This window comes from Blautia sp. JLR.GB0024, from assembly GCF_037000545.1.
Lineage (GTDB): Bacteria > Bacillota > Clostridia > Lachnospirales > Lachnospiraceae > Blautia > Blautia celeris.
Genome location: NZ_JBANBF010000029.1, coordinates 1 through 19,342 on the forward strand (window position 1 = coordinate 1; position 19,342 = coordinate 19,342).

The 19,342-nt window shown below is 47.0% G+C and carries 22 protein-coding genes; all 22 read right to left on the minus strand.

All coding sequences use genetic code 11. The features are described from left to right. The coding region (locus tag V8Q34_RS26675; protein ID WP_335836610.1) for a hypothetical protein at positions 1-831 on the minus strand (831 nt) is incomplete at its 3' end. After that, a complete protein-coding gene (locus tag V8Q34_RS26680) occupies positions 824-3,970 on the minus strand; it encodes a hypothetical protein (RefSeq protein ID WP_335836611.1) in 3,147 nt (1,048 codons plus the stop codon). The genes V8Q34_RS26680 and V8Q34_RS26675, both read right to left, overlap by 8 nt. A 2-nt stretch (positions 3,971-3,972) precedes the next feature. Then, entirely contained in the window at positions 3,973-4,170 is a 198-nt protein-coding gene (locus V8Q34_RS26685) for a hypothetical protein (RefSeq protein WP_335836612.1), read from the minus strand. Further along, positions 4,139-6,670, minus strand: coding sequence for a hypothetical protein (locus tag V8Q34_RS26690; RefSeq protein WP_335836613.1), 2,532 nt, complete (start codon positions 6,668-6,670; stop codon positions 4,139-4,141). The genes V8Q34_RS26685 and V8Q34_RS26690 overlap by 32 nt, the downstream gene beginning before the upstream one ends. Positions 6,671-6,674: 4 nt before the next feature. Beyond that, positions 6,675-7,025: a DUF6711 family protein gene (locus V8Q34_RS26695; protein WP_335836653.1), complete on the minus strand. Its 351-nt coding sequence runs from the start codon at positions 7,023-7,025 to the stop codon at positions 6,675-6,677. 22 nt (positions 7,026-7,047) lie between these two features. Continuing rightward, on the minus strand, positions 7,048-10,254 hold the full coding sequence (locus tag V8Q34_RS26700; protein ID WP_335836614.1) for a phage tail protein: 3,207 nt from the start codon (positions 10,252-10,254) through the stop codon (positions 7,048-7,050). Positions 10,255-10,287: 33 nt separating this feature from the next. Further along, positions 10,288-10,551, minus strand: a complete 264-nt coding sequence (locus V8Q34_RS26705; protein ID WP_335836615.1) for a hypothetical protein — start codon at positions 10,549-10,551, stop codon at positions 10,288-10,290. A gap of 95 nt (positions 10,552-10,646) precedes the next feature. After that, on the minus strand, positions 10,647-11,108 hold the full coding sequence (locus V8Q34_RS26710) for a DUF6096 family protein (RefSeq protein WP_335836616.1): 462 nt from the start codon (positions 11,106-11,108) through the stop codon (positions 10,647-10,649). A 14-nt stretch (positions 11,109-11,122) separates the two neighbouring features. Continuing rightward, the gene (locus tag V8Q34_RS26715; protein ID WP_335836617.1) at positions 11,123-11,548 is read right to left on the minus strand and encodes a phage tail tube protein; all 426 of its coding nucleotides are present in this window, start codon (positions 11,546-11,548) and stop codon (positions 11,123-11,125) included. 16 nt (positions 11,549-11,564) lie between these two features. Continuing rightward, positions 11,565-11,924, minus strand: coding sequence for a hypothetical protein (locus V8Q34_RS26720; RefSeq protein ID WP_335836618.1), 360 nt, complete (start codon positions 11,922-11,924; stop codon positions 11,565-11,567). Beyond that, complete coding sequence (locus tag V8Q34_RS26725) at positions 11,921-12,418, minus strand: HK97 gp10 family phage protein (RefSeq protein WP_335836619.1); 498 nt, start codon at positions 12,416-12,418, stop codon at positions 11,921-11,923. Before V8Q34_RS26725 ends, V8Q34_RS26720 begins: the two co-directional genes overlap by 4 nt. Further along, entirely contained in the window at positions 12,415-12,792 is a 378-nt protein-coding gene (locus tag V8Q34_RS26730) for a hypothetical protein (protein ID WP_335836620.1), read from the minus strand. Before V8Q34_RS26730 ends, V8Q34_RS26725 begins: the two co-directional genes overlap by 4 nt. Further along, complete coding sequence (locus V8Q34_RS26735) at positions 12,776-13,087, minus strand: phage head-tail connector protein (RefSeq protein WP_335836621.1); 312 nt, start codon at positions 13,085-13,087, stop codon at positions 12,776-12,778. Before V8Q34_RS26735 ends, V8Q34_RS26730 begins: the two co-directional genes overlap by 17 nt. Next, the gene (locus V8Q34_RS26740) at positions 13,088-13,330 is read right to left on the minus strand and encodes a Rho termination factor N-terminal domain-containing protein (RefSeq protein ID WP_335836622.1); all 243 of its coding nucleotides are present in this window, start codon (positions 13,328-13,330) and stop codon (positions 13,088-13,090) included. It lies immediately after the preceding gene. A 12-nt stretch (positions 13,331-13,342) separates the two neighbouring features. Next, positions 13,343-14,272, minus strand: coding sequence for a hypothetical protein (locus V8Q34_RS26745; protein ID WP_335836623.1), 930 nt, complete (start codon positions 14,270-14,272; stop codon positions 13,343-13,345). A gap of 22 nt (positions 14,273-14,294) precedes the next feature. Then, positions 14,295-14,939, minus strand: coding sequence for a DUF4355 domain-containing protein (locus V8Q34_RS26750; protein WP_335836624.1), 645 nt, complete (start codon positions 14,937-14,939; stop codon positions 14,295-14,297). 4 nt (positions 14,940-14,943) lie between these two features. Then, positions 14,944-15,111 (minus strand): hypothetical protein, encoded by a 168-nt coding sequence (locus V8Q34_RS26755; protein WP_335836625.1) that lies wholly within the window; start codon positions 15,109-15,111, stop codon positions 14,944-14,946. A gap of 67 nt (positions 15,112-15,178) precedes the next feature. Next, entirely contained in the window at positions 15,179-15,571 is a 393-nt protein-coding gene (locus V8Q34_RS26760) for a beta-sandwich lipoprotein (protein ID WP_335836626.1), read from the minus strand. Positions 15,572-15,582: 11 nt separating this feature from the next. After that, positions 15,583-15,864 carry a hypothetical protein gene (locus V8Q34_RS26765; RefSeq protein WP_335836627.1) on the minus strand — a complete coding sequence of 94 codons (282 nt, stop codon included), beginning with the start codon at positions 15,862-15,864 and terminating at the stop codon, positions 15,583-15,585. 81 nt (positions 15,865-15,945) lie between these two features. Continuing rightward, on the minus strand, positions 15,946-16,197 hold the full coding sequence (locus tag V8Q34_RS26770; RefSeq protein WP_335836628.1) for a hypothetical protein: 252 nt from the start codon (positions 16,195-16,197) through the stop codon (positions 15,946-15,948). Beyond that, on the minus strand, positions 16,194-17,939 hold the full coding sequence (locus V8Q34_RS26775) for a minor capsid protein (protein ID WP_335836629.1): 1,746 nt from the start codon (positions 17,937-17,939) through the stop codon (positions 16,194-16,196). Before V8Q34_RS26775 ends, V8Q34_RS26770 begins: the two co-directional genes overlap by 4 nt. Beyond that, a complete protein-coding gene (locus V8Q34_RS26780) occupies positions 17,929-19,335 on the minus strand; it encodes a phage portal protein (protein ID WP_335836630.1) in 1,407 nt (468 codons plus the stop codon). The genes V8Q34_RS26775 and V8Q34_RS26780 overlap by 11 nt, the downstream gene beginning before the upstream one ends. Between the last annotated feature and the right edge of the window lie 7 nt (positions 19,336-19,342).

Genomic DNA, 19,342 nt, shown 5'->3' on the forward strand with positions numbered 1-19,342 from the left:
TACTGCCTGTGTGAGATTAGGGCAGTTACGCACATCCAAGGTACGCAACAGGACGTTATTGCCCAGGTGCAGGTCTGTCAGGTTGGTATTGCTGTAGCTCTCTGCGGCGTCTCCCAATTTTAAGGACTGCAGCTTGGTTGCCAAGCTAAACTCCGCATAGCCCACCATCAGACCGGACAAATCCCCCACGTCTTTGAGCTGTGATGCACTATAGATGTAAATCTCGGTATCATTAACATTGTCCAGGGGGCAGGCAAGCGTATAACTGGCACCCCTCAACGCCCTCTGCTGGACCAGGTATGAGCCATACTTGACCGATGCATAGATGTCCGCATACGGCGTCACCGTGATATCAGCCTTGGCGTAGCCCCTGACTGTGATCACATCACTCAATGCATCACCAGCGTTGTACTTGCTGTCCATGTACCGGTACCGGTTGTACAGCCACCACTTGCGCTGCTCGGCCTTACTGCCCTGCAGCATGGAGAGATAGGCGGCACTGTTGTCCTCGATGAGGGGTGCGAGGTACTTAAAGTAGGCATCCTCGTTAAATACCGCCTCTGGCCACTTGGCTTGATGCTCTTCAAAGCGCCGTTCGGTATCCTCATAAGACAACTTGCCCGTTGACCGGAGAGTCTGATACATTGCCTTAATCTCATCCTGGTAAGCCTGCCGGAGATTGACCCAGAGCACGCTATGCTGGCCGTTAAATACATCGGCACCGGCCACCTGGTCAATGTCCTCCAGCTCGTAGCTAAATGCCAGTGTGCCCTCGTTGTTGATGCCCAGCCCGGTATCGAAGTCGTATGGTAAAAAACACCACTTACCCATTGCTATCACCTCCTGCAAAGATTGTTGGGAACATGTTTTTGGCGCGGCTGTCGACCATTAAAAATAGCTCTGTAAATAGATAGTAGAAGCAGGCGCTGTCCACCTCAATGTGCTCCGGCAGCTCTGCCTTAAACTTGGCCAACCGGTACTCCGCCGTATCTGCTGTGTACTCCACGCCTCCGTAAGTGACCGGCGCCTCCAGTGCTGCTCCCGTTGCCGCATCCTGATCAGTGCTGACAAGCCATGTTGACAGGGCACTGAGCTGTGTTGGGTCTGTGTTGCCGTCTGGGTAACGGCCTTCAAAGTCATTCAGCCAATCTGTGTTGGCAAAGTCGGCCGACTTAAACAGTACACGGCTGCTGGTGTTGTTAAGTACCTCCCAGGACTCGTCACCGGCAGCAAATCCATACACCACAGGAGTCCCCTTATCATTATTAAAATTGTACTTACCGAGAAAGACAGTGGATGCCCCATTGCTCCAGAACATCACAATCGGGAATCCATCAATGCCTTGGCGGACACTTGCATTATCAACCTGCGGTGGTGTCTTGTATGGGCAGGCGTCATTATACAGACGCACAAGCTCCACGTTGTTGGCGCCTTCACTGGATGCAACATCCGCCTTAAATGTGTAGGTGTCGGTACCTATGGCATCCTCCCGGATATGGTAGATCTCTACGGTTGTCCCGTCCGTCAAAATAAACCCGCCCTTAAATTTAATCTTATAATTTTTACGGGCGTAGTATTGGCTGGAAGTACCCTGCACATCAATCTGTGCATCGGCAAATGTAAAGTTACGCTCCGGATTCAACGGGTCCACATAGTATCCGCTGACCGTCTTTTTATCGCCCTTATACTGCGGCAGCTCTGGAGCTTCAAGCACCAGGTATGGCAGGTCTTTGGGCAACTGGGCAATCACGATGCTGCCGTATGCGTCAAAGACATTATTGTGTGTATATCTATTCAACATCTCATCCACGTCCTGGGTGTCCGCGATCCAATTGTTGAGCATCTGGTGTCTGGTCAGGTCATTGTCATATACCCTGATGCAATACAGGTCGATGGTGCAGTCATTACTGCCTACGCTGATGTCCACCGGAGTGGTCTGGGCAAAGTCATCATCTGTAGGATACTGGACGGTGCCGGACATAACGCCGTTGATATAGCAGTAGATCAGGCGATTCTCTGCCCTCTTTTCAACCACAAAACTTATCCGGACATGCTCATCCTCCTTGTACTGCGTCGATATCTCACTCTGCTCTGACCGGAGTGCCGCCCGCTGGGCCGTCAACTCAATACCCCTGCCGCCAGACATGCAGGACACCACCACAGCGTCATAATCCATGACGTCGCGGGTCGCAAACTCTATCTCAATTGTTTTACCAGTCCCTCTAAAATCCTGCGCAAACGCCTTGTACGGTATCGTCAATCGGGCGTCACCGGCCACCCGCAGCACAGTATTATTATCCTGATCAAGCTGCCAACCGTCAGACGAATAATTAAATCCGTCAAACACAGCCTGGATATCTCCATAACTCCATGTGCCCGGATTAGCCTCATTGTTGCTTCGGCCGTAGCTGGAGAGGTACAAAGACAAGTCCTGCGTCTCCGCCCCAATATCCATGCTGCTCTCTGTGACAGTCAACGCAAATGTCTTGCGCACCGCTCCGCAGGTAATCTCCAGGGTCAGGGCTCCAACCGTATCCGCCCGGTACGTCCATGTCTGCAGTGTACGGTCTACGGTAAGCGCCGCCACCTCCCTGCCGTTGGCCAGCAAGTGGATAGGTGCCAGCATACTGCCGGGGTTGTACACCATATAGGAGATAATAATGGATGCGTACTGCTCTGCCTTGGTCCCCCGATAACTGCTCGTGATGATAGGGGTATCCTCGCCGACCACTGTGCAGATCAGCTCGTAGTACAGCTCATTGGATGATATCTCCACCCCGTCCACTGTGGCTGTAAAATATACCAGCAGGCTATGTGCTCCATGTGTCTGCGCCGGGATGACATAGGATTGCTGGCGGCCGGATGCGCTGACCTCAGCCGTGCCCAGCTCTGTACCGTCCACCACAAAATGCATGGTCTTGGTAACGTTGCCGACCGGAGTGTAGGTGTATGTGATTGGACCGCTGTACGGCACGCTGGCGTCAAACGTAGATGACACACTGACATCCACCACCGACACACTGTAGTTGATGGTACGGCTGTTGCCGTAGACGTCGGTGATATTGACCTTGACCATGTTGGCACCGGTTGCCAGATACTTACTGATATCCACGGTTACTGCGCCCTGGGCTACGTCCTGGGTGGTCTTGACCAGGCCATTAATGGTAATCTTGAGTGTACCGTTACCGGTTGCCAGCTCATCCTCCAGGGAGGTCCAGGTGAGACTGACAGTGCAGGCCGCACCAGATGCAATGGACTTGCTCAGCCAGCCGCTGGTATTGGATACAGTCAGCACGGCGTTGTTACTGCCGCCACCGCCTCCTCCGCCGCTGCCCGAAAACGGGCCAAGAGGACCAACCACAACCTCGTTGTTGCTGGTCATGTAGAGATAGCCGGCTTCTACATAGGCACCGTCTATCTTGCCGCCAATAAGCAGTTGCATGGCGGTCTGGTCGTCCTGCAGCTTGCGGATTACGTTCTGGGTGTCAATCACATCTCCCGATATATTGGTCATGCTGGCCTGCAGTTGTTTGAGTGCCTGGGTGCTATCTGCGATATTTTTGGTGTTGGTATTAACCTTACTCTCCACCGCCTCCAGGTCCTGGTCAATCTGTGCAAGGACTTCATCCTTCATCCGTACGATTTCCTGTCTTACCGCCGTAAGCCCTGCCTGCAGGCTGGCTATATCTCCCTGGTTCTGGAGGATTGCTTTTTCGTCAGCAATGATATCAGCCGTGTTTTTATCCACTACAGTCTGGATCCGGTCGATGATAAGCTGCTGGGTCTCCTGATAATTGCCGGCCTCTTGCCGCAGGGTCTCTATGTCCGTGGCAGTAGCCATCAACATGACCTTGCCACCGCCGTAACAGTACCAGGCGTTGCCGGTGTCAGTCGCAACGGCCAACTCACCGGGCAGTAACTTTGAGGGAATGAGTTGTTCTTTCAGCCCCTTTCTGTTGGTTATCGCCATGATTACTCACCTGCCAGTCTGTTATTAATATAATCCTCAATTACTTCTATGGCTGCCTGTAATTCCGGAGTAACAGCATAAAAACTGTCCTTTGCGTTTGGCTTTGTGATATTTCCAGAATTATCAATTTCATTGTAGGTACTGGATATTGTTCGCGCCCCATCTTTATTAATTACCTGAAATGCTCTTAAAATCTTCATTCAGCAATTCCTCCATTTCTCTGTCATTATCTTCAAGCTCCTGATCAAAAATGTATTCTAGTTCAAAACTATCATCATCTGGCAGTTCCTGCAGCTCATAATCTTCTAACCTCAGATGTTCATATTCCTTCTGCATAGCCTTGATTTCCCAGGAAAATGAGAGGTTCGGCGTCCCTTGGACAACAAAAAAAGCAGAGGACTTTTCCTCTACCCAAATATCTCCAGGCCCTTCCTTTTGCAGGAACACTGAGTATTCCATATTTGTATTAACTGTTTCCTGAAAAATATCATCTATGGATACATAGCAAATACCAGTTTTGTCAGTCCGACCAGTGCCAATATCACCAAAATACGGTGTGGGGGTTTCATAGCAATACAGGAGACGTTTATCATAATCCTCAGTCTCTGCAATCCGGGATTTAGTCCCTGTAGCTGAAAAAGTCCCTATAATATTAAATTCACCACTCACCCCAATTTTTTTATTATCTCTGATAGTTATTTGTCCACCTGTAGAACCACATTGCAGGGCTACACTTCTGTCCGTTACCCAAAGCATGGACTCTTTCTTGGTTACCGCTATTATAGCGTCCTGAATTATTTCAGTGGTTCCGGTTATAGTGATAGCTTTACCTATCTCAATTTGGGGATATGTAATGGGGCCATATGAACCCTGTATGGTTAATCCATCACCACCGCTTATAATAGGAGTATTGCCGCTTGCTGCAGCCGGAGTAAAAAGTATTCCTTTGTCTTCAAATCCTTCTTTATAAAGATGCAGGCCATATGTTTTCGTGTCCCCTGTCAGTACAGACTGCAACATTGCCACTACATTTGAATACGACACGCCACCAATCGTTACAGAATCATTTGTCTTATCTGTAAGCTTACTACAGACCAATTCATTGTTATCCAGGTCAAAATACACTCGGCCATTCTTCGAGCTGATTTTCCCGGCTATAATCCAATCAGCATATAAGCCAATGGCCGCAATCACATTCATGACCGCGTTACCGTCTTTGTCAATGCCTCCGGTCCAGGTCTTGCCGCCGTCTTTAGACCAAAAGAAACCATCAATGGACTGTTTATACACAATCTTACTCTCAGATAATATCGGCTTATCATGCATATAAGTGATCACACTGCCATCATCCTGCGTCTCTTGCGTCTCATAATACCCCATAGCATTTATGGCAAGTCCGTTCATCTGTTCCAGGAGCTTTCCATACTCGGTCAGCTTTTGTTGGCTGTCCTTTTTGATGTCATTTACTATCTTATTAATCTCAGCGTACCGGTCCGCCGAATGACGTGCCGCCGGCTCCGCGTCACACGATATACTTGCATACCCACCAGTGCTGTATGTGATGTTGGTTAAATACGTGTGATAGCTGTTGCCCTTGCGGTCCGTGACTATGGCCGCGTCCCCTGCCTCCCAAGACGGATCACCGATGGCAGATGCCTGGAAGGGCCTGAACCGCATCCCCACAACACGGCCTGCCAGATACTCCGCGACCTCCCGGGCCTTGCCGGCCTCTATGAGGGGATTACCGGATACATCCAGTACATATCCCTCGGCACCACAGAGGTACGTTTCACCCTCCACCTTTTTGCCGTTGGCATCCTCGCTATCTGCGGCCGTCACCCGGATACCGGTGATCACTACGTCCTCAGTGGACACGGACAACGACGAAAAGCTGTAGATATGATGGTACGGCAAGACATCGGTAAATGTACCGCCGTCTGCAGTATCGCCGGAGCTGTAATCTGTAAAGTTACCACCATCCAGGTTAGCGCCGGTCTGGTAACTGGCCGCTGTCGTCTCGTCAAATATACCGCCGTCGATTATCCCGTCAAATGCCGCAGTATCATACCACTTGAGCTCCAGGCGCCCATCCGTATTGCACCGGGCATAACATCCGGCCAGCAGGGCACAGTAGGCGATTATGGCACGATAGGTTATGTTGGTGGTGGCATCAAATGGATTTTTGCTTATCTGATATCTAAAATTGGGGAACTCGCCGTTGACCAGCAGTACGCCACACTGGGTACAGCAATACTGCACGATAGTCTGCAGACTGGCTGGAAATCCTATCCCGCCGTCATAGGTGGTATCAAATTTACTCATATTGTCTAGGCACTCCAGCGTCAATATGGCCGGAGTTGCAGTAGGGTCATCTGTGTTGTAGACTCCCTTTTTTAGCCACTCCATCCTATCTGATAACTGTTTGCCCACCCAAACCGTTACAACCGCATCGGTAAAATCATAGTCTGAAAACTTATCATAACGGTTATTTAAGCTCAGTGTTAGTTTGTTTGTGATAGCCGAGCCGACGTCAAATTTATTTGAACCGGTCACCCCATCATCTATTTTCGTAGCACCCTGGGATATCTGGGGGCTGTCTATCTGCAGTAGAGTGCCATCTTTTAAGAGGATACTGGCTTTAGTGATACATGCACTATTCTGTAAGTGCGCCTGCTGAAATTCAATACTTGTGTTTATCATGCCATCACCTCTCTATGATCTCAAAAGTCACCTGCGTATATCTTTTATATCTTGATGCCCAGGCCCGCATTGGAGCGGTTCTGTCACCTACATAAAATTCCCTGGTTTCATTCAGCCCGCTCTTTGCATCCGGATATGTGACCATGACATACTCCGGATCAAACGCCTGCAGGATAGCTGATGTCTCCTCCGGTGTTGGATTGTTCCAGGCCAGTTTCAATTTCCGCTTTTGGCCCACACGGTTTTTATGCATGATTGTGTCATCTGTACGTCCCGCGTCAGCGCCGGAAATATCTTGTAATCCCCATTCAAAAACGGACGGGTCTTTTACTTCAGACCCGCCCACTAAAATCATTGCCACTCTGTCCTGTCACCTCCTAAACCGTAACCACTGCCTCAAAACGACGCTCTGCTTTCCGTTCTCCCTTTTTGACTGCTTTGTAAAGGGTTTCTGTATCCGATATAACTGTCAGCTCAATGACCGGTTCTCCGCCGCCTTCGTTGCCGCTACCCTGGAAGAGCATCATGGCCTCCACAACAGCGTCGTAGACACCAGCTTTGATACCATCCACAATCTGGTCATTGTTTGCTACTGCAGACCGGCTACCTATGCGACCAACCAGCTCCGGCCCGCTCTCACGTGCCATGAACATCTCACCGGCTGCTGGGAATCCTCCTTTCGCATACCAGTCCAGGTTGAAACTCGGTACACTGAAGCTGAAATTACCAAGATTGAACTCATTCCAGTCCCAACCAATGTGCGGCATAGGAATATGGATAGAAGAGAATCCATCTGCAAATGACTTTATCGCATTTTTACCGATATCCCAAAGGCTCCCGATACCATTTGATATCAGATTCGGGATTTCAGATACTGCATTTTTGATTGTCTCTTTGCTGCCTTCATATCCAGATTTGATACCTGACGATATGTCGGTTCCTTTTGCTTTTACCTTCTTTGCAACGTCTCCAATGGAAGAGAATACGTTATCCTTCAATGTGGCCACCTTTGATAATAGCCCACTTTGTTTACTCTTTTCGTATCCCTCTTTAATGCCAGAAACTACATCAGTACCTTTTGCCTTTACCTTGCCAGCGATGTCTCCAACAGATGAAAATGCCTCGTCTTTAAGCTTTTTGAATTCTGAGAATAGTTTACTGTCTTTAACGGCTTCATAACCGTTCTTAATACCTTCAATAGCTCCCTTTCCTTTTTCAACCAGCCAGTCTTTTGCATTACCAAGTGTTTTCTTTATATTGCCAGGAAGGTCTTTAAACCAAGTTATAACTGTTTCAATGTTTCCTGTAAGGCCACCCAAAAGCCCTTCAATGATGTATCCACCCTGTTCTTCCATAACAGTTGACGGACTATTGATACCAAATGCTTTTTTAAATCCATTAATTATTGGAGTAAATATGTGTTCGTATATCCAATCCCCAATATCAGCTAAAGCATCTCCAATGCCCTTAAGAATACCAAGAACGAAATTACCACCACACTCTTCAATTTTTTCTTGAAAATATTCTTTAGCCGCAATTGCAGCATCTCCCAATAATCCACCAAGAAAAGCAGCAAGCCCTCCAAGGGCTGCTCCAATCAATTCAAATAAACGTTCTACAATATCTGTCCACTCGATACTCTCCAAAAGGGTTTTTAGGCTCTCTCCAACTTGCTGCCAATTTGTATTCTCAATGGCATGAATAAGTGTATCAAGAATACCCTTTGCAAAGTTAGATATACCCTCTCCTAATTTTGGAAAGTCATAGGTGGAAAATAGACCGTCAATTGCCTCAGCAACAGAATCACCTAATTTCTTCCACTCAAATTCAGTGACCGCTGTATGGAATGCCTCCAGCTTTGAATTAAAAAACTCAGCAATCGTTTCACCGATTACTGTCCAGTTTGCTTGCCAAAGAAATTTATTAAGCGTATCAATGAGCCCAGATACTACATTATGGATTGTTCCCTTTATAAGTGCCCAATCCAATCCCGCCATAGCACCGTTGATGCCATTTCCTGCCGCTATGCCAAGCGAATCCCAATGGAAATTTTGTGCGAAGGTATCCGCAGTCATAAAGACCGTATTTACACCCTGTGCAAGAGTATTTCCGACCAGCCCCCAATCCGTCGTTTCGATGAATCCGTTTAGAAAAGTCGCAACGCTCTTTGCAATCTTATTGGTTGTATTTTGTATTCGGTCCCAGGGGATCCCTTCCAGTGCAGTATTAAGCTTATTACCAACGATCTGTCCAATCTCGGTAAAGTCCGCATTCCTCCATGCCGCTTTAATCTTGTCCGCGAAATCATTGATTTTATTGAGGATAGGTACTTCCTCAAACATGTCCGCTGGAGACAGTCCTCCAATATCCCCGGCACCTGTGTCGCTGGATCCGGAATCAGAATTGTCATCCAGCTTGTTGATCTGGTCGAATCCGAGGAGTGTTCGCTGCAGCTTTTGGTTTGCCTTGTTCGCTTTGTCCGCATTCTTGGCATTCTGGTTCAGGCTTGCGGCATAATCCTGGTTAACCTTCTTTGCTGCCGTGAAGGTCTTCTGTCCTGTAAGAGACGCAAATAGCATTCCCAGCGTAGATACAGCCTGTATCACCTTCTGTATTAGAACATTCAATAGCGGCGCTATCACATTTAAGATAGGAGCAAATGCTGTAGCAAGGGCATTTTTAAGCTGTGTCAGTGATGACATCAGCATAGACAAGCTCGCATTGGTCTGTCCGCTATACTGCGCCAGATTCTGGAAACCTTCTTTTGCTCCGTTCAGGGCACCGCGAATTAAGAAGCTGGCAAACATAAACCTGGCCGTCATTCCCAATGTGCGGAAAATCCCGCCCATGCGCCGGCCAGTCTGTCCAGTACGTCTCATGGAGCTATTTAACCGGTTAATACCCGGAATCCCTGTTGCAAATTTTTGTATGAGAGCCGCGAAAGCCCCGCCCGCTGTTTTTATCGCAGGTGTTATCTTTGACAACACAGATCGTAGGCCGCCAAAAATCTTTTTCATCCCTCCCCAGCCTTTTGAACCTATGGCCTTAAATAGATTTCCAAATTGCTTGGGGATAGAAACAGTCCGTTGTACATCTGCGCCTGAACTTACCATGCTGTCACGCTGCCTTTTATATCTTGCGACAGCCGCTTCTGCGTTATTTATATCGTATTCGATTGATCTCCACGCCCTGCTCTCCTTATCAGTGCCAAGGGCATCCATTTTGTCTCGCCTTTCATAATATTTATCCCGAGTTGCTATCGCTTTTTGGATATTATTTTCAACTTCCTTAAATTCGTCGGTGTATTCCTTTATCCCGGCATCAATTTGAAACCCTTTTACTTTTCCCTTAATACCGCCGGTCACGGCAGACATGACCTTTTTTATCCCGCTCTGCATCTCCTGGATTTTTTTCATTGCCCCAGAACCACCAAATCCCGCCAATGGATTTTTAAACTTTTTCAGGTCCTTCTCCATTGATTCTGTAGTTTCTTTTGTCGCGGACTTCGCCTCATTTAAAGCTTTCTTATAAGGGGCTGCTGTTCCTTCTATTATGACATTAAGCTTTTCCAATGTATCTCCCACACTCTCACCTCCTTCCGCATAAAAATAGCAGGGTCACATGCCCTGCCGTCTACGCCTATTATATTCTGCTACATACTGCCTACGTTTTTCTTTGTATTCCTCAAACTCTCTCTGTTCCTTCCATTTCTCATACCTGTTCTGTTCTTCCTCAAACAAGCTTGGGTAATATTCCCAGGCATGAGGCACATCGTCCTTTTCCTCCCGACATAGATATCTGGCAATCACTTCTGCTGCAATAAAATCTTGAGACACCTTCCATTTGACATTCTGTTTTTCCTGGCGGAAATAGCTCTCCATCAGATCAGATATCTCTTGTGGAGAATAGCTCCAAAAATCCCGTGGAGTTATACCACAGTCAAGTGCCCGTTCATACAGCTCCTGCGTAACCGTTGTTACAGCAGTTCGTCCGCATCCTGCAGGCTCTTCATCATAGATTCCGCCTGCTTTTCGGTAAAAAAACCGGACACTGCCAAAGTAGGCATCACTACACCTGTATAAAAGTCCATCTGATTGCCGCCATTTTCTGTCCAGCGATCATATGCGTCTTTTACATCTTCATACCCTACGCCATGCTCCCAAGGTGACATAGCCGCCTGCGTTACTGTAAGCATAACAGACAAAGGGGGAATCCCATCTCCTGCGACCAGGTTCAAAACATTCTGGCGATACTTATTCTCCAGTTTCTCAATCATCCTGGTGGTCAGCTTGAGCTTGTATTCCCTTTCTCCCACTTTCCAGTAGTGGAATGGACGTCTTTTGGGCTTTCTTTCTACAATACCGACAACCTTTTCTACATGCTCTTCATCTCTGATTTCCTGTTCCATATCCTCATCAATACCACCTAAATTTCCCATATCTTTCTACCTCCTTATGCTCCCGGTGTCACGCCAGGGTCTGTGTATTTTAAATCACTTTGTACCATCATTGTCAGGTCAAAATCAATAACGCCATTTACGCCACCGCCGGTACGTTTTACAGTTACCTGGGCGTCATATTCTGTCTGCGTACCGTCGTTCAATGTTTCCTGGAATGTCAAAACTTCCATATCATCCTGGGCTTTCCGCATCACGCGATAGGGGGAATCTGCTTTTGAATTGTCATACCTGAATTTATATGTCATCTCCGGCAAATCCCCAATACCCATTTCGTATATTTTGTGTTTATCAGTCAGACAGGAATTATCGACCTTCTCCGGCTCTACTCCAATCTCCGGAATCTCTTTGAGTCCGGGAAGGTCCGTAAAGGTGGAACCTCCACTCTTTTTGTATCCTAATTTCGCACCATTCGCTAACATGCGCCACTCTCCTTTCTTAGTTTGGCCAATAGACATAATCATTCATCATGTCAATAATAGCCTCATATCTCATCATTTTATGCTTTAATCCGGACGGGTCCGGTACATCCTGGCAAGATGTCCTCACAAGCCCCAGAGCCGACAATGCCTTGTCAACCTCTAATGCTGATTCAGACGTGGATCTGTTGTGCCAGATATCCACACGATACCTGACATATGATTTACATTCTCCTTCGTCTGTGTGTTCATAGACCTTGTTTTCCTCTTCGGCGTACTGTACAGCAGGTAACTCTGCCCAATCCTTTGGATACTGGTCAGATACATTTTCAAATACACCGGACAGAGCCGTATATACCTGGTCTTTTACATTCTTCATAATTGCTTCTTAATCTCCTCTCCAACCAACTTTACGACTTCCTCTTCATTGTCTTTTAAAGCTGGGTACAAGTATGGCTGCGCTGCTTGTCCGGTGCATTGGTAGAATCTCCCCTGCGGCGTGTCTATGTGAAAGAAATGATAGTGTTCCGCAACCTCCCGGTCTATCTGACTCTCATGTATCCACCAAGGAGACTGCGTATAAGCCACAGCAATGTCAGGAGATATCCCCTCGTGATTTGCCTGGCCTTTCGGGCCAGTCCCCAGCTCCACAAAAGTGCCATGCTTAACAGCAGGCCAACAAGTTCCACGAACAGTATCTTCTTCCTCGGTAACCTCCGTCAGGATTTTGCTACGCAATTCTCCGTCAAATACTGGGCAATTTGCTTTTGCCGATTCTTGTACCAGTGATATTCCCTTTCCGATACCTTTTCTAAGTTCCACCTTTGACAGCCGGTCAAAATGTTTATTGAGATTGTTTGTACCCAATATCATCTCTTTTCCACCTCCAGTGTCAGATAGCTGTACGGATAAACAGCAACGATCTGATAGTCCGGCTCCTGATCCGCTGCAGCATAGATGCAGACACCATCCCCTGCAGCAATCTCTGGCCCATCTTCCATCTGATATGTGACCTTTCCGTTTATTCCTCCCGGCACCTCATAATACGCACCATCCAGCCGCAGGTTGCGGATGTTCGGCAGGCGGTTCCCGTACATTTCTGTCTGGAGTTTACCTCCTCCCGACCACATCTCTGCGGTAATAGGCGCTGTAGGACTGTACTCTATATAGCTTCCTCCTTCAGCGTCTTTTTGAGGGACAGCCTTCTTGATATGGTAGGTTGACAGCCGATTACGTTTTAGCCTCATGCGTCTTACCCCCTATCCTGACAAGCCGGTACCGGTCCATGAGGTCATAGACCTGTTTCGGCGCATTGTCGAAACTATACGTCTCTCCTGCACCGCTCCGGCCGCTTTCACCTTCTGTTCCCATACGATTGAGAGCTATAACAGCCAAATCTCGAACAGCCTTATCTAAGCCAGAAACCAGCTTTGTGCGATTGGTGTAAGACAGCACAAAAGCCTCTGCTTCATCGCGTAAAAGGGAGAGCAATTCCTCGTCGCTCTCCCCAGTCAGCTTTTTCAGTTTTTCGATTTCCGTCAATTAGACCACATCCTTTAAGACAGCCAGCAGTTCCTCCTTATTGAGGCTGCCCGCGCCCTCGATACCTTTCTCTTTTGCCAGAGCTTTCAGTTCGGGCACAGTCATTGACACAATATCTACTGCTTTATCAGTATCCTGATTGTGGACCACGGCTTCAATCGGTCTAAATCCCTGAGCCTTTAATTTATCTGCCACGGATTCTGACTCAGTTACGCGTTCTACGTTATCTCTTTTTAATAACATACCGTGCCCTCCTTATTCAGCATCTTTTATGTTTAAGTAAATGGAATCCAGTTTGTTATCTAACACCCAAATATCATGAAACCTTCTGTAATCCATCTGCCATGCATTCAGCTTCTGGTTGATTGTAGGATCAAAGATTCGCATGATATCCTGCTTAGTAACTGCAATCGGCGTGGTACGTGGGCAAACAAAAAAATTGATTTCTTTTGCTGTGGTTCCCTTGATATAACCACCCTGCTCCTGTCCGGCTGTTTTGCCATCATAAATTGTAATTGCTGTATACATACGATTAGAGGGTGTGGAAATGATCGGCACTTCGTCGACAGAAGGAACTGATGTGTCAATTCCGCCTTTTGAAAATGTAGTCTTGGTAATCTTTCCGGCAAGCTCCATCTCAAGTTCCATGATCATATCCGGGGTTGCATGGATCACCAGCGGACCGTTATACAGCTCCCTAATTGCTTTAATCCCTTCCTTAAATTTTCGAAGTGCGGATGTTCCGGTAGCTCCGGGAGTATAACCGTAGGATACCATTCCAGCCTTATTTGCCGTAATAGTTTCCGTTGCAATCTTACTGATACGGTAAGCATCAATTTCCGGGACTACAAATGTCCTCTGGAACTCGCCCATAACTGCCGCCGCTGTGGTTACGAAATTGTTTTCATTAATATCCACCGGGTCGAGCTGGAACTTGCGTCCCCTGTCCTGGGTCATTTTCCGTGTCTCATACTCCAGTGTAACGCCACCCTGCTGGTATCCGTTATCCCGGTCATAATCTCCAAGTCCCTGAACGGACATCTTTGGAATTTTCACTTCCGCACCGCCGTTATAGAGTACCTGTCCGGCATTTGCATCCATCCAGCCGGTCACAGCCTCTCGTACCGCCACTTTATCCAGTGTATTCTGAAATAATGTTGCTGTTGCTAATGTGTTAATAGGCATTTATATCACCTTTCCTTTCTTATTATGCGCCCATCATGAGGGCTTCTACCTGCTTCGCAAGTTCTGTTTCCTGATTCCCTGGTGCCTTTTTGGGTGGAGTGCTACCTTTCAGCCTTTCCTGTACACCTGCTTCCACGGCTTCGTTAAACGCTTTTTCTACTGCAGCAATAGACTTGCTGCAAGAATCCGCATTAGCGTAATTCAACACCTCCGCAAGCCCAACCGGAAGCTTCTTTTCTGCCAGAGTATTCTTGGCCTCTGCCATCAGTTCCCGGCGTGTGATGGCCGCTTCTTTATCCGCCAGTTCCTTTTCCCGCTTCTGTTGCAGATAATCTGCTTTTTCCTCTTTGGTCATCTTTGCCAGTTTCTCGGCCTCTGACAGTTTATCATCCGTGAGTGCCTGCCACTTTTCCTGCGCATTTGTGAGCGCAGTATCAATAGCTTTCTGCACTCTCCGGTCAAATTCTGCCTGATGTCCGCCTTTCAGCAGATCGTCAAAAGAGGGCGGTTCATTGCCCTCGCCATCACCTTCTCCTGTGTCTCCTTCGCCTCCGGCTCCGCCACCATTGCCATCATCGGCCCCAGTGTCGTCTCCACCTGGCTCTGCAAAAAACTGCAGGTTCATAGGCAGCATACAACTTGCAAATCTAAAATACTTATTTCTCATTCTCTCATCCTTTCCGCCCCAGCCCATTCCCGCAGGCCCAGGCCATTGCTATCAGATTATAGTTTTCGGCCATTCCGGGCACAAAAATAACGCCCAGGATAACCTGCGCGTCTCTAACTATTTCTTTTACAAGCAGCTTCACCCCGCCGCCCAGAGGGAGATTCAGGACCACCGCCTTTCTACTTTCCTTTGCCTTTCTTGCCGCCTTTTCCTTTGCAAGCCATGCCTTTTCACCTCCTTCACTCCTTCTCAGTTACAGTAAACGGTACTATAGATTCCGGTATATAGTTCACTTCATATTTGTATTTATTTACTTTGGCGCCTCCCAGATCTTCAATAACATACATCGTATTCTCATTCAGACCAATGATGTGTTTCTTATATGTACCATCTTCCATTTCACAAATGATGCTTATTTTTTCCTTATCCGCCGCATCCAACGAAAATGCACCGATCACTTCAAATTCCACCTTATCCGTCCTGGAATTAATCACCGCAAACCGTCTAAGGACGTTAAAATTATCGGCATCCTGTGAAACATTAGAGGAGACTATGCTTGCTTCTGAACATCCAACCAATGCCATACATGCCGCTATGATAACAGCTATAAATGCTTTTCGTTTCTTTTTCATACTCCACCCTTTCAGCCTACCTTCTCGTAGGTCTTTGCAAAAATGTCTGGTTTGCACGGATATAATTCGCCTCGTAAACCCTGGATGATATAATCTCCAAGTCTCGCGTGCATCCGGCCTTCCAGAGTGTCAATTGTACATCCATAGACATGCATATGGCCGTCTACCAGGCTTCGGTCAATCCATACTTTTTCCTCTGCTACGGCAGCCGTAAACCACGCAGGAGCAATCATCTCAGCATCATCCGTCAGCCGAAACGCCTCAATCTCAACTGGTTTCTTCCTGTATCTCATTTTTCTCACCCCCTCTGTTGCGCTGGCGCAAATCTAAAAAAAGAGTATAAAAATACCACCTGCCATTTCTGACTGGTGGTATCATAATTCATTTATTAACTTTCGTGCCTGGTCCTCCGTTATCTCTTGCACAAGAGACATTACATCTGTATTCCCAAACCCGTAAGAAGAACCTTTGCTCTCAGACGAATCATACCCTGTTACCCTGTCCATCAAAACATTGTCCTTATCAGGCTGCCATCCTTTTTCCTTGTCATAGAGATAAGGCACAAACCCCTCTTCCTTACCCACAATATCTAAATCTAAAATATGATAATATACCGTTTCCATCATTTCACCTCACTGATGTTCTGTGGCACTTCCATACTGGCCGACATTTGGTGCATCTGCTTCCGAAGCTCTATTGCTTCCGTGGTAGTCGGGTCCAGCACTCTCCATTTTTCATACAGCCCATGCATGGTGTCTTTTACCTTGTAGCTTTCCGGGGTGTGATACTGGATCTCAAATTTCTGTCCATTCGGTGCCTTTACTGTGGTGTTGACACCATTATATGGATTCCTTTTATTCATCCAATAATTCTTTACCTCAATTGTATTGTACCCCATATTTCTATAGGCTTCAATGGCTTTCTGCATACATTCCACCAATTTCTCCGGTATGGCTGTGTATGTATATCTCAGGATATCCTTCACCTCGTAGGTATTTCCATCTGGGCTGTATTTGCTCCCTATCTTGCGCAGATATGACCCCTTGCCTTTGATACGATATTCAAGTCCTTCCATATCCATCCCAGTCTTTTTAGCAATGTCCTTTACCTGTGCTGTAATCTCCGGTTCTCTGTCCAGAGCTTTGTTGTAATATGACATTCCTTTTACCTTCGCTTTGAGGACACCGTATTTATCCGGCTCTTTATATTTCAGTTCCTGAAAATCATCCAGCTTTTCAGGGACATCCTCTCCAAGTATTTTTCTGTACCGACTGTGCTGTGTCCTGTCCGCAGAGCGATTATGGATTTTCTTCTCTTCCAGTTCCACCTCCGGCCTGCCTTTTACATACTTATCATACCACTGTTGATATGTCATACTCCTTGGCACCTTGATACGCTTACCTGTGGCAGGGTCTATAGCAGAGCGCTGCATCTTGTCTATCAGTGACCTATCCACTACAGATATCGTAGTAGACCGACACCAGGGGTGCATGGGAGGACAATTCTTTCCTATCTGCCTTTCCTTGACGGGATATATTTTCCCGTCTAACTCCCGGCATATCTTTGAGGTTTTAAGGTCAAGCGTCGCAAGATACTGATATTCTTCAATCTCGCATTCCTCATAAGCTTTAAAGTTTAATTCTGTCGATACATAGTTACTTTCAGTTCTAATCAGCCTTCTGGCGTTGCTTGCGCCCTGGCCGAACTTGTTGACTATAACGGCAGCGGCTTCCCGGTTTGTGCGGCCTGTTACCAGATTGATAAGTAACTCCTCTTTCAGATCCTGTGCAAGGGCTTGTGTGTTACCCCAGATGCGCTCCGAATAGTTTTTACCTGACCAACGACTGTTGATCACTTTATCTATTACTTTCACAGTGACTGGGCGAAACGAAAATGCTGCATCTGCCCTTTGTTGTGTATGAAATATCTGCCGGTAATACGCTTCCTGCGCAAGGTTTTCATATAGCTTTCCGCTAATGTCTTTCTCCTGCAGATATACATTCTGCAGTGTCATATCCAAATCCTGTTGGAGCTGCTTGAAATAATCTATTCTGGCCCGGTATGCCGGAGCCTCCAACTGCATCAATAAATCTCTTTCTGATTCATTTTTATCTCCGCCCTGTAGCTTCTGCAGGAGTTCATCTATGGATGTCTTATCCTGCAGAGTATCCAGGAGACGCCTGGCTTCTGCCTCTGACAGCCCGTATTTTATCTTATATCTTTCAAAAATGGCATCTGCTTCAATTGATAAATACCGCGAGGCTTTCAGGTACAAAGTTGATATCTGGTCGGCTGTATCCTCCGCCCTTTGGAAAACATTGAACGCATCCTGTACCTGCCTCTGTTTCCAGTAGTCACTACTCCTCATCGTCTACGTCACCATCCTCTGAGGGCTCTGGCGGTTCATTCGGCTGATTCCCGAAGAGTTCTTTCTGCTTCTGTAGATTCTCCTGTTCCTCCTTCTCAACAGCTTTCAGCTCTTCATCGGGATCTTCAACAAATGGAATTTGAGACAGCAGTGTCTTACGGCTTACCTTGCCCCAGAGGTTCGCTACATACTGGCTGATTTCCAGGAGGTTCTTCGGCATGGCCCGTGTAAATGTCGGCGCAATGCCGGATACATCAATGTGTATTCCTGATCTCGTATTTAAAAAGTTGGCAAATATTCGCAGGCGCTTGCGTAGTCCCTTCTTGTAATATCTGGTCTTGATTTTTGTAATATTCTCCATGCCCAGCAATTTAAACTCCATTGCCACGCCAGAAACGTTGCCACCGAAACTCTCATCCGTCATACAGGGGATATGAGAAAATTTGTGGATATCCTGCTCAATAGCCTTTTTCAGAATCTCAACACCTGCCTCATCAAACGTCCGGGTCAGATACTCCGCTTTTGCATCTGCCGGCAGTTCTACCATTTTCTCTTTTCTCAGATATTTCATTGCCTCCTGGTTTCCATTTCTGTCCCCATCTTCTTCACTGTCTTCATCCGACAGCAAGGCACCGTAGAGTGCCAAAATAGCATCAATAAACTGCTCCTTGTCCGTGATCCGGTCACTCATCAGCGCATTGTAGGCATCTATCAGTGGTATCTGCAGCTCATAATCACCGATAGCCAGCTTATTATTCAGGTATTCGATTACCGGCACCTCGCCTTTAAAGTGCGCTTCCGGTCCATCCAGTATTCCCTGTGGCCCCTCTATATCCTCAATGTTGGCTGTGTATTTATAATTCTGGGTCATGACAGTAGCCACGTACACTGTGTTCTCCTTGTCTCTGGAGTCAATCTTTGCATAATAATAAACAGCAAAGAGTTCATTCTGCTCAATGCTGTCATCGTAAACAACAAAGGTGTTCTCAGGCGGCAGGTTCTTGACTGTCAGCTCTGTCTCCCCCTGTTTCGTGTATATGTATTCATAGGCGCGCCCATAGATGCTCAAATCCAGGCCATTGTCACCATCTGCCTCATCAGCCCCGGCCAGCTCCAGAGCATCCGTCAAAGTCGTGATATCACCTTTACTTTTGTAAGACACCGGATTGCCGATAAAATACGAGGTTGCTGTGTCTGAAATATCCTTTGCATGATTGCAGACAAGCTTATTCTGCCGCTCTGGATCTGCCAAAATCTTATGTTGCCCCTCATAGTAAGCTTTAAGCTTTGCAAGGTCTGCCACATGCGACCTGTGCTTCATAATCAGATGCCTTACTGCCTGCTTATCAATATTTAGTTCATCCCATTCTGCCGCCGGCATTGTAAATACATGCATTTTTATC

Bases quoted from the DNA above. Each gene is read 5' to 3' on its own strand.
- V8Q34_RS26745 (WP_335836623.1), bottom strand. From the start codon at position 14,272: ATGCCTATTAACACATTAGCAACAGCAACATTATTTCAGAATACACTG.
- V8Q34_RS26765 (WP_335836627.1), bottom strand. From the start codon at position 15,864: ATGAGATACAGGAAGAAACCAGTTGAGATTGAGGCGTTTCGGCTGACG.
- V8Q34_RS26775 (WP_335836629.1), bottom strand. From the start codon at position 17,939: ATGAGGAGTAGTGACTACTGGAAACAGAGGCAGGTACAGGATGCGTTC.
- V8Q34_RS26725 (WP_335836619.1), bottom strand. From the start codon at position 12,418: ATGATATTGGGTACAAACAATCTCAATAAACATTTTGACCGGCTGTCA.
- V8Q34_RS26720 (WP_335836618.1), bottom strand. From the start codon at position 11,924: ATGAAGAATGTAAAAGACCAGGTATATACGGCTCTGTCCGGTGTATTT.
- V8Q34_RS26715 (WP_335836617.1), bottom strand. From the start codon at position 11,548: ATGTTAGCGAATGGTGCGAAATTAGGATACAAAAAGAGTGGAGGTTCC.
- V8Q34_RS26760 (WP_335836626.1), bottom strand. From the start codon at position 15,571: ATGAAAAAGAAACGAAAAGCATTTATAGCTGTTATCATAGCGGCATGT.
- V8Q34_RS26695 (WP_335836653.1), bottom strand. From the start codon at position 7,025: ATGATTTTAGTGGGCGGGTCTGAAGTAAAAGACCCGTCCGTTTTTGAA.
- V8Q34_RS26710 (WP_335836616.1), bottom strand. From the start codon at position 11,108: ATGGGAAATTTAGGTGGTATTGATGAGGATATGGAACAGGAAATCAGA.
- V8Q34_RS26685 (WP_335836612.1), bottom strand. From the start codon at position 4,170: ATGAAGATTTTAAGAGCATTTCAGGTAATTAATAAAGATGGGGCGCGA.
- V8Q34_RS26770 (WP_335836628.1), bottom strand. From the start codon at position 16,197: ATGATGGAAACGGTATATTATCATATTTTAGATTTAGATATTGTGGGT.
- V8Q34_RS26730 (WP_335836620.1), bottom strand. From the start codon at position 12,792: ATGAGGCTAAAACGTAATCGGCTGTCAACCTACCATATCAAGAAGGCT.
- V8Q34_RS26780 (WP_335836630.1), bottom strand. From the start codon at position 19,335: ATGCATGTATTTACAATGCCGGCGGCAGAATGGGATGAACTAAATATT.
- V8Q34_RS26750 (WP_335836624.1), bottom strand. From the start codon at position 14,939: ATGAGAAATAAGTATTTTAGATTTGCAAGTTGTATGCTGCCTATGAAC.
- V8Q34_RS26740 (WP_335836622.1), bottom strand. From the start codon at position 13,330: ATGTTATTAAAAAGAGATAACGTAGAACGCGTAACTGAGTCAGAATCC.
- V8Q34_RS26690 (WP_335836613.1), bottom strand. From the start codon at position 6,670: ATGATAAACACAAGTATTGAATTTCAGCAGGCGCACTTACAGAATAGT.
- V8Q34_RS26680 (WP_335836611.1), bottom strand. From the start codon at position 3,970: ATGGCGATAACCAACAGAAAGGGGCTGAAAGAACAACTCATTCCCTCA.
- V8Q34_RS26705 (WP_335836615.1), bottom strand. From the start codon at position 10,551: ATGGAGAGCTATTTCCGCCAGGAAAAACAGAATGTCAAATGGAAGGTG.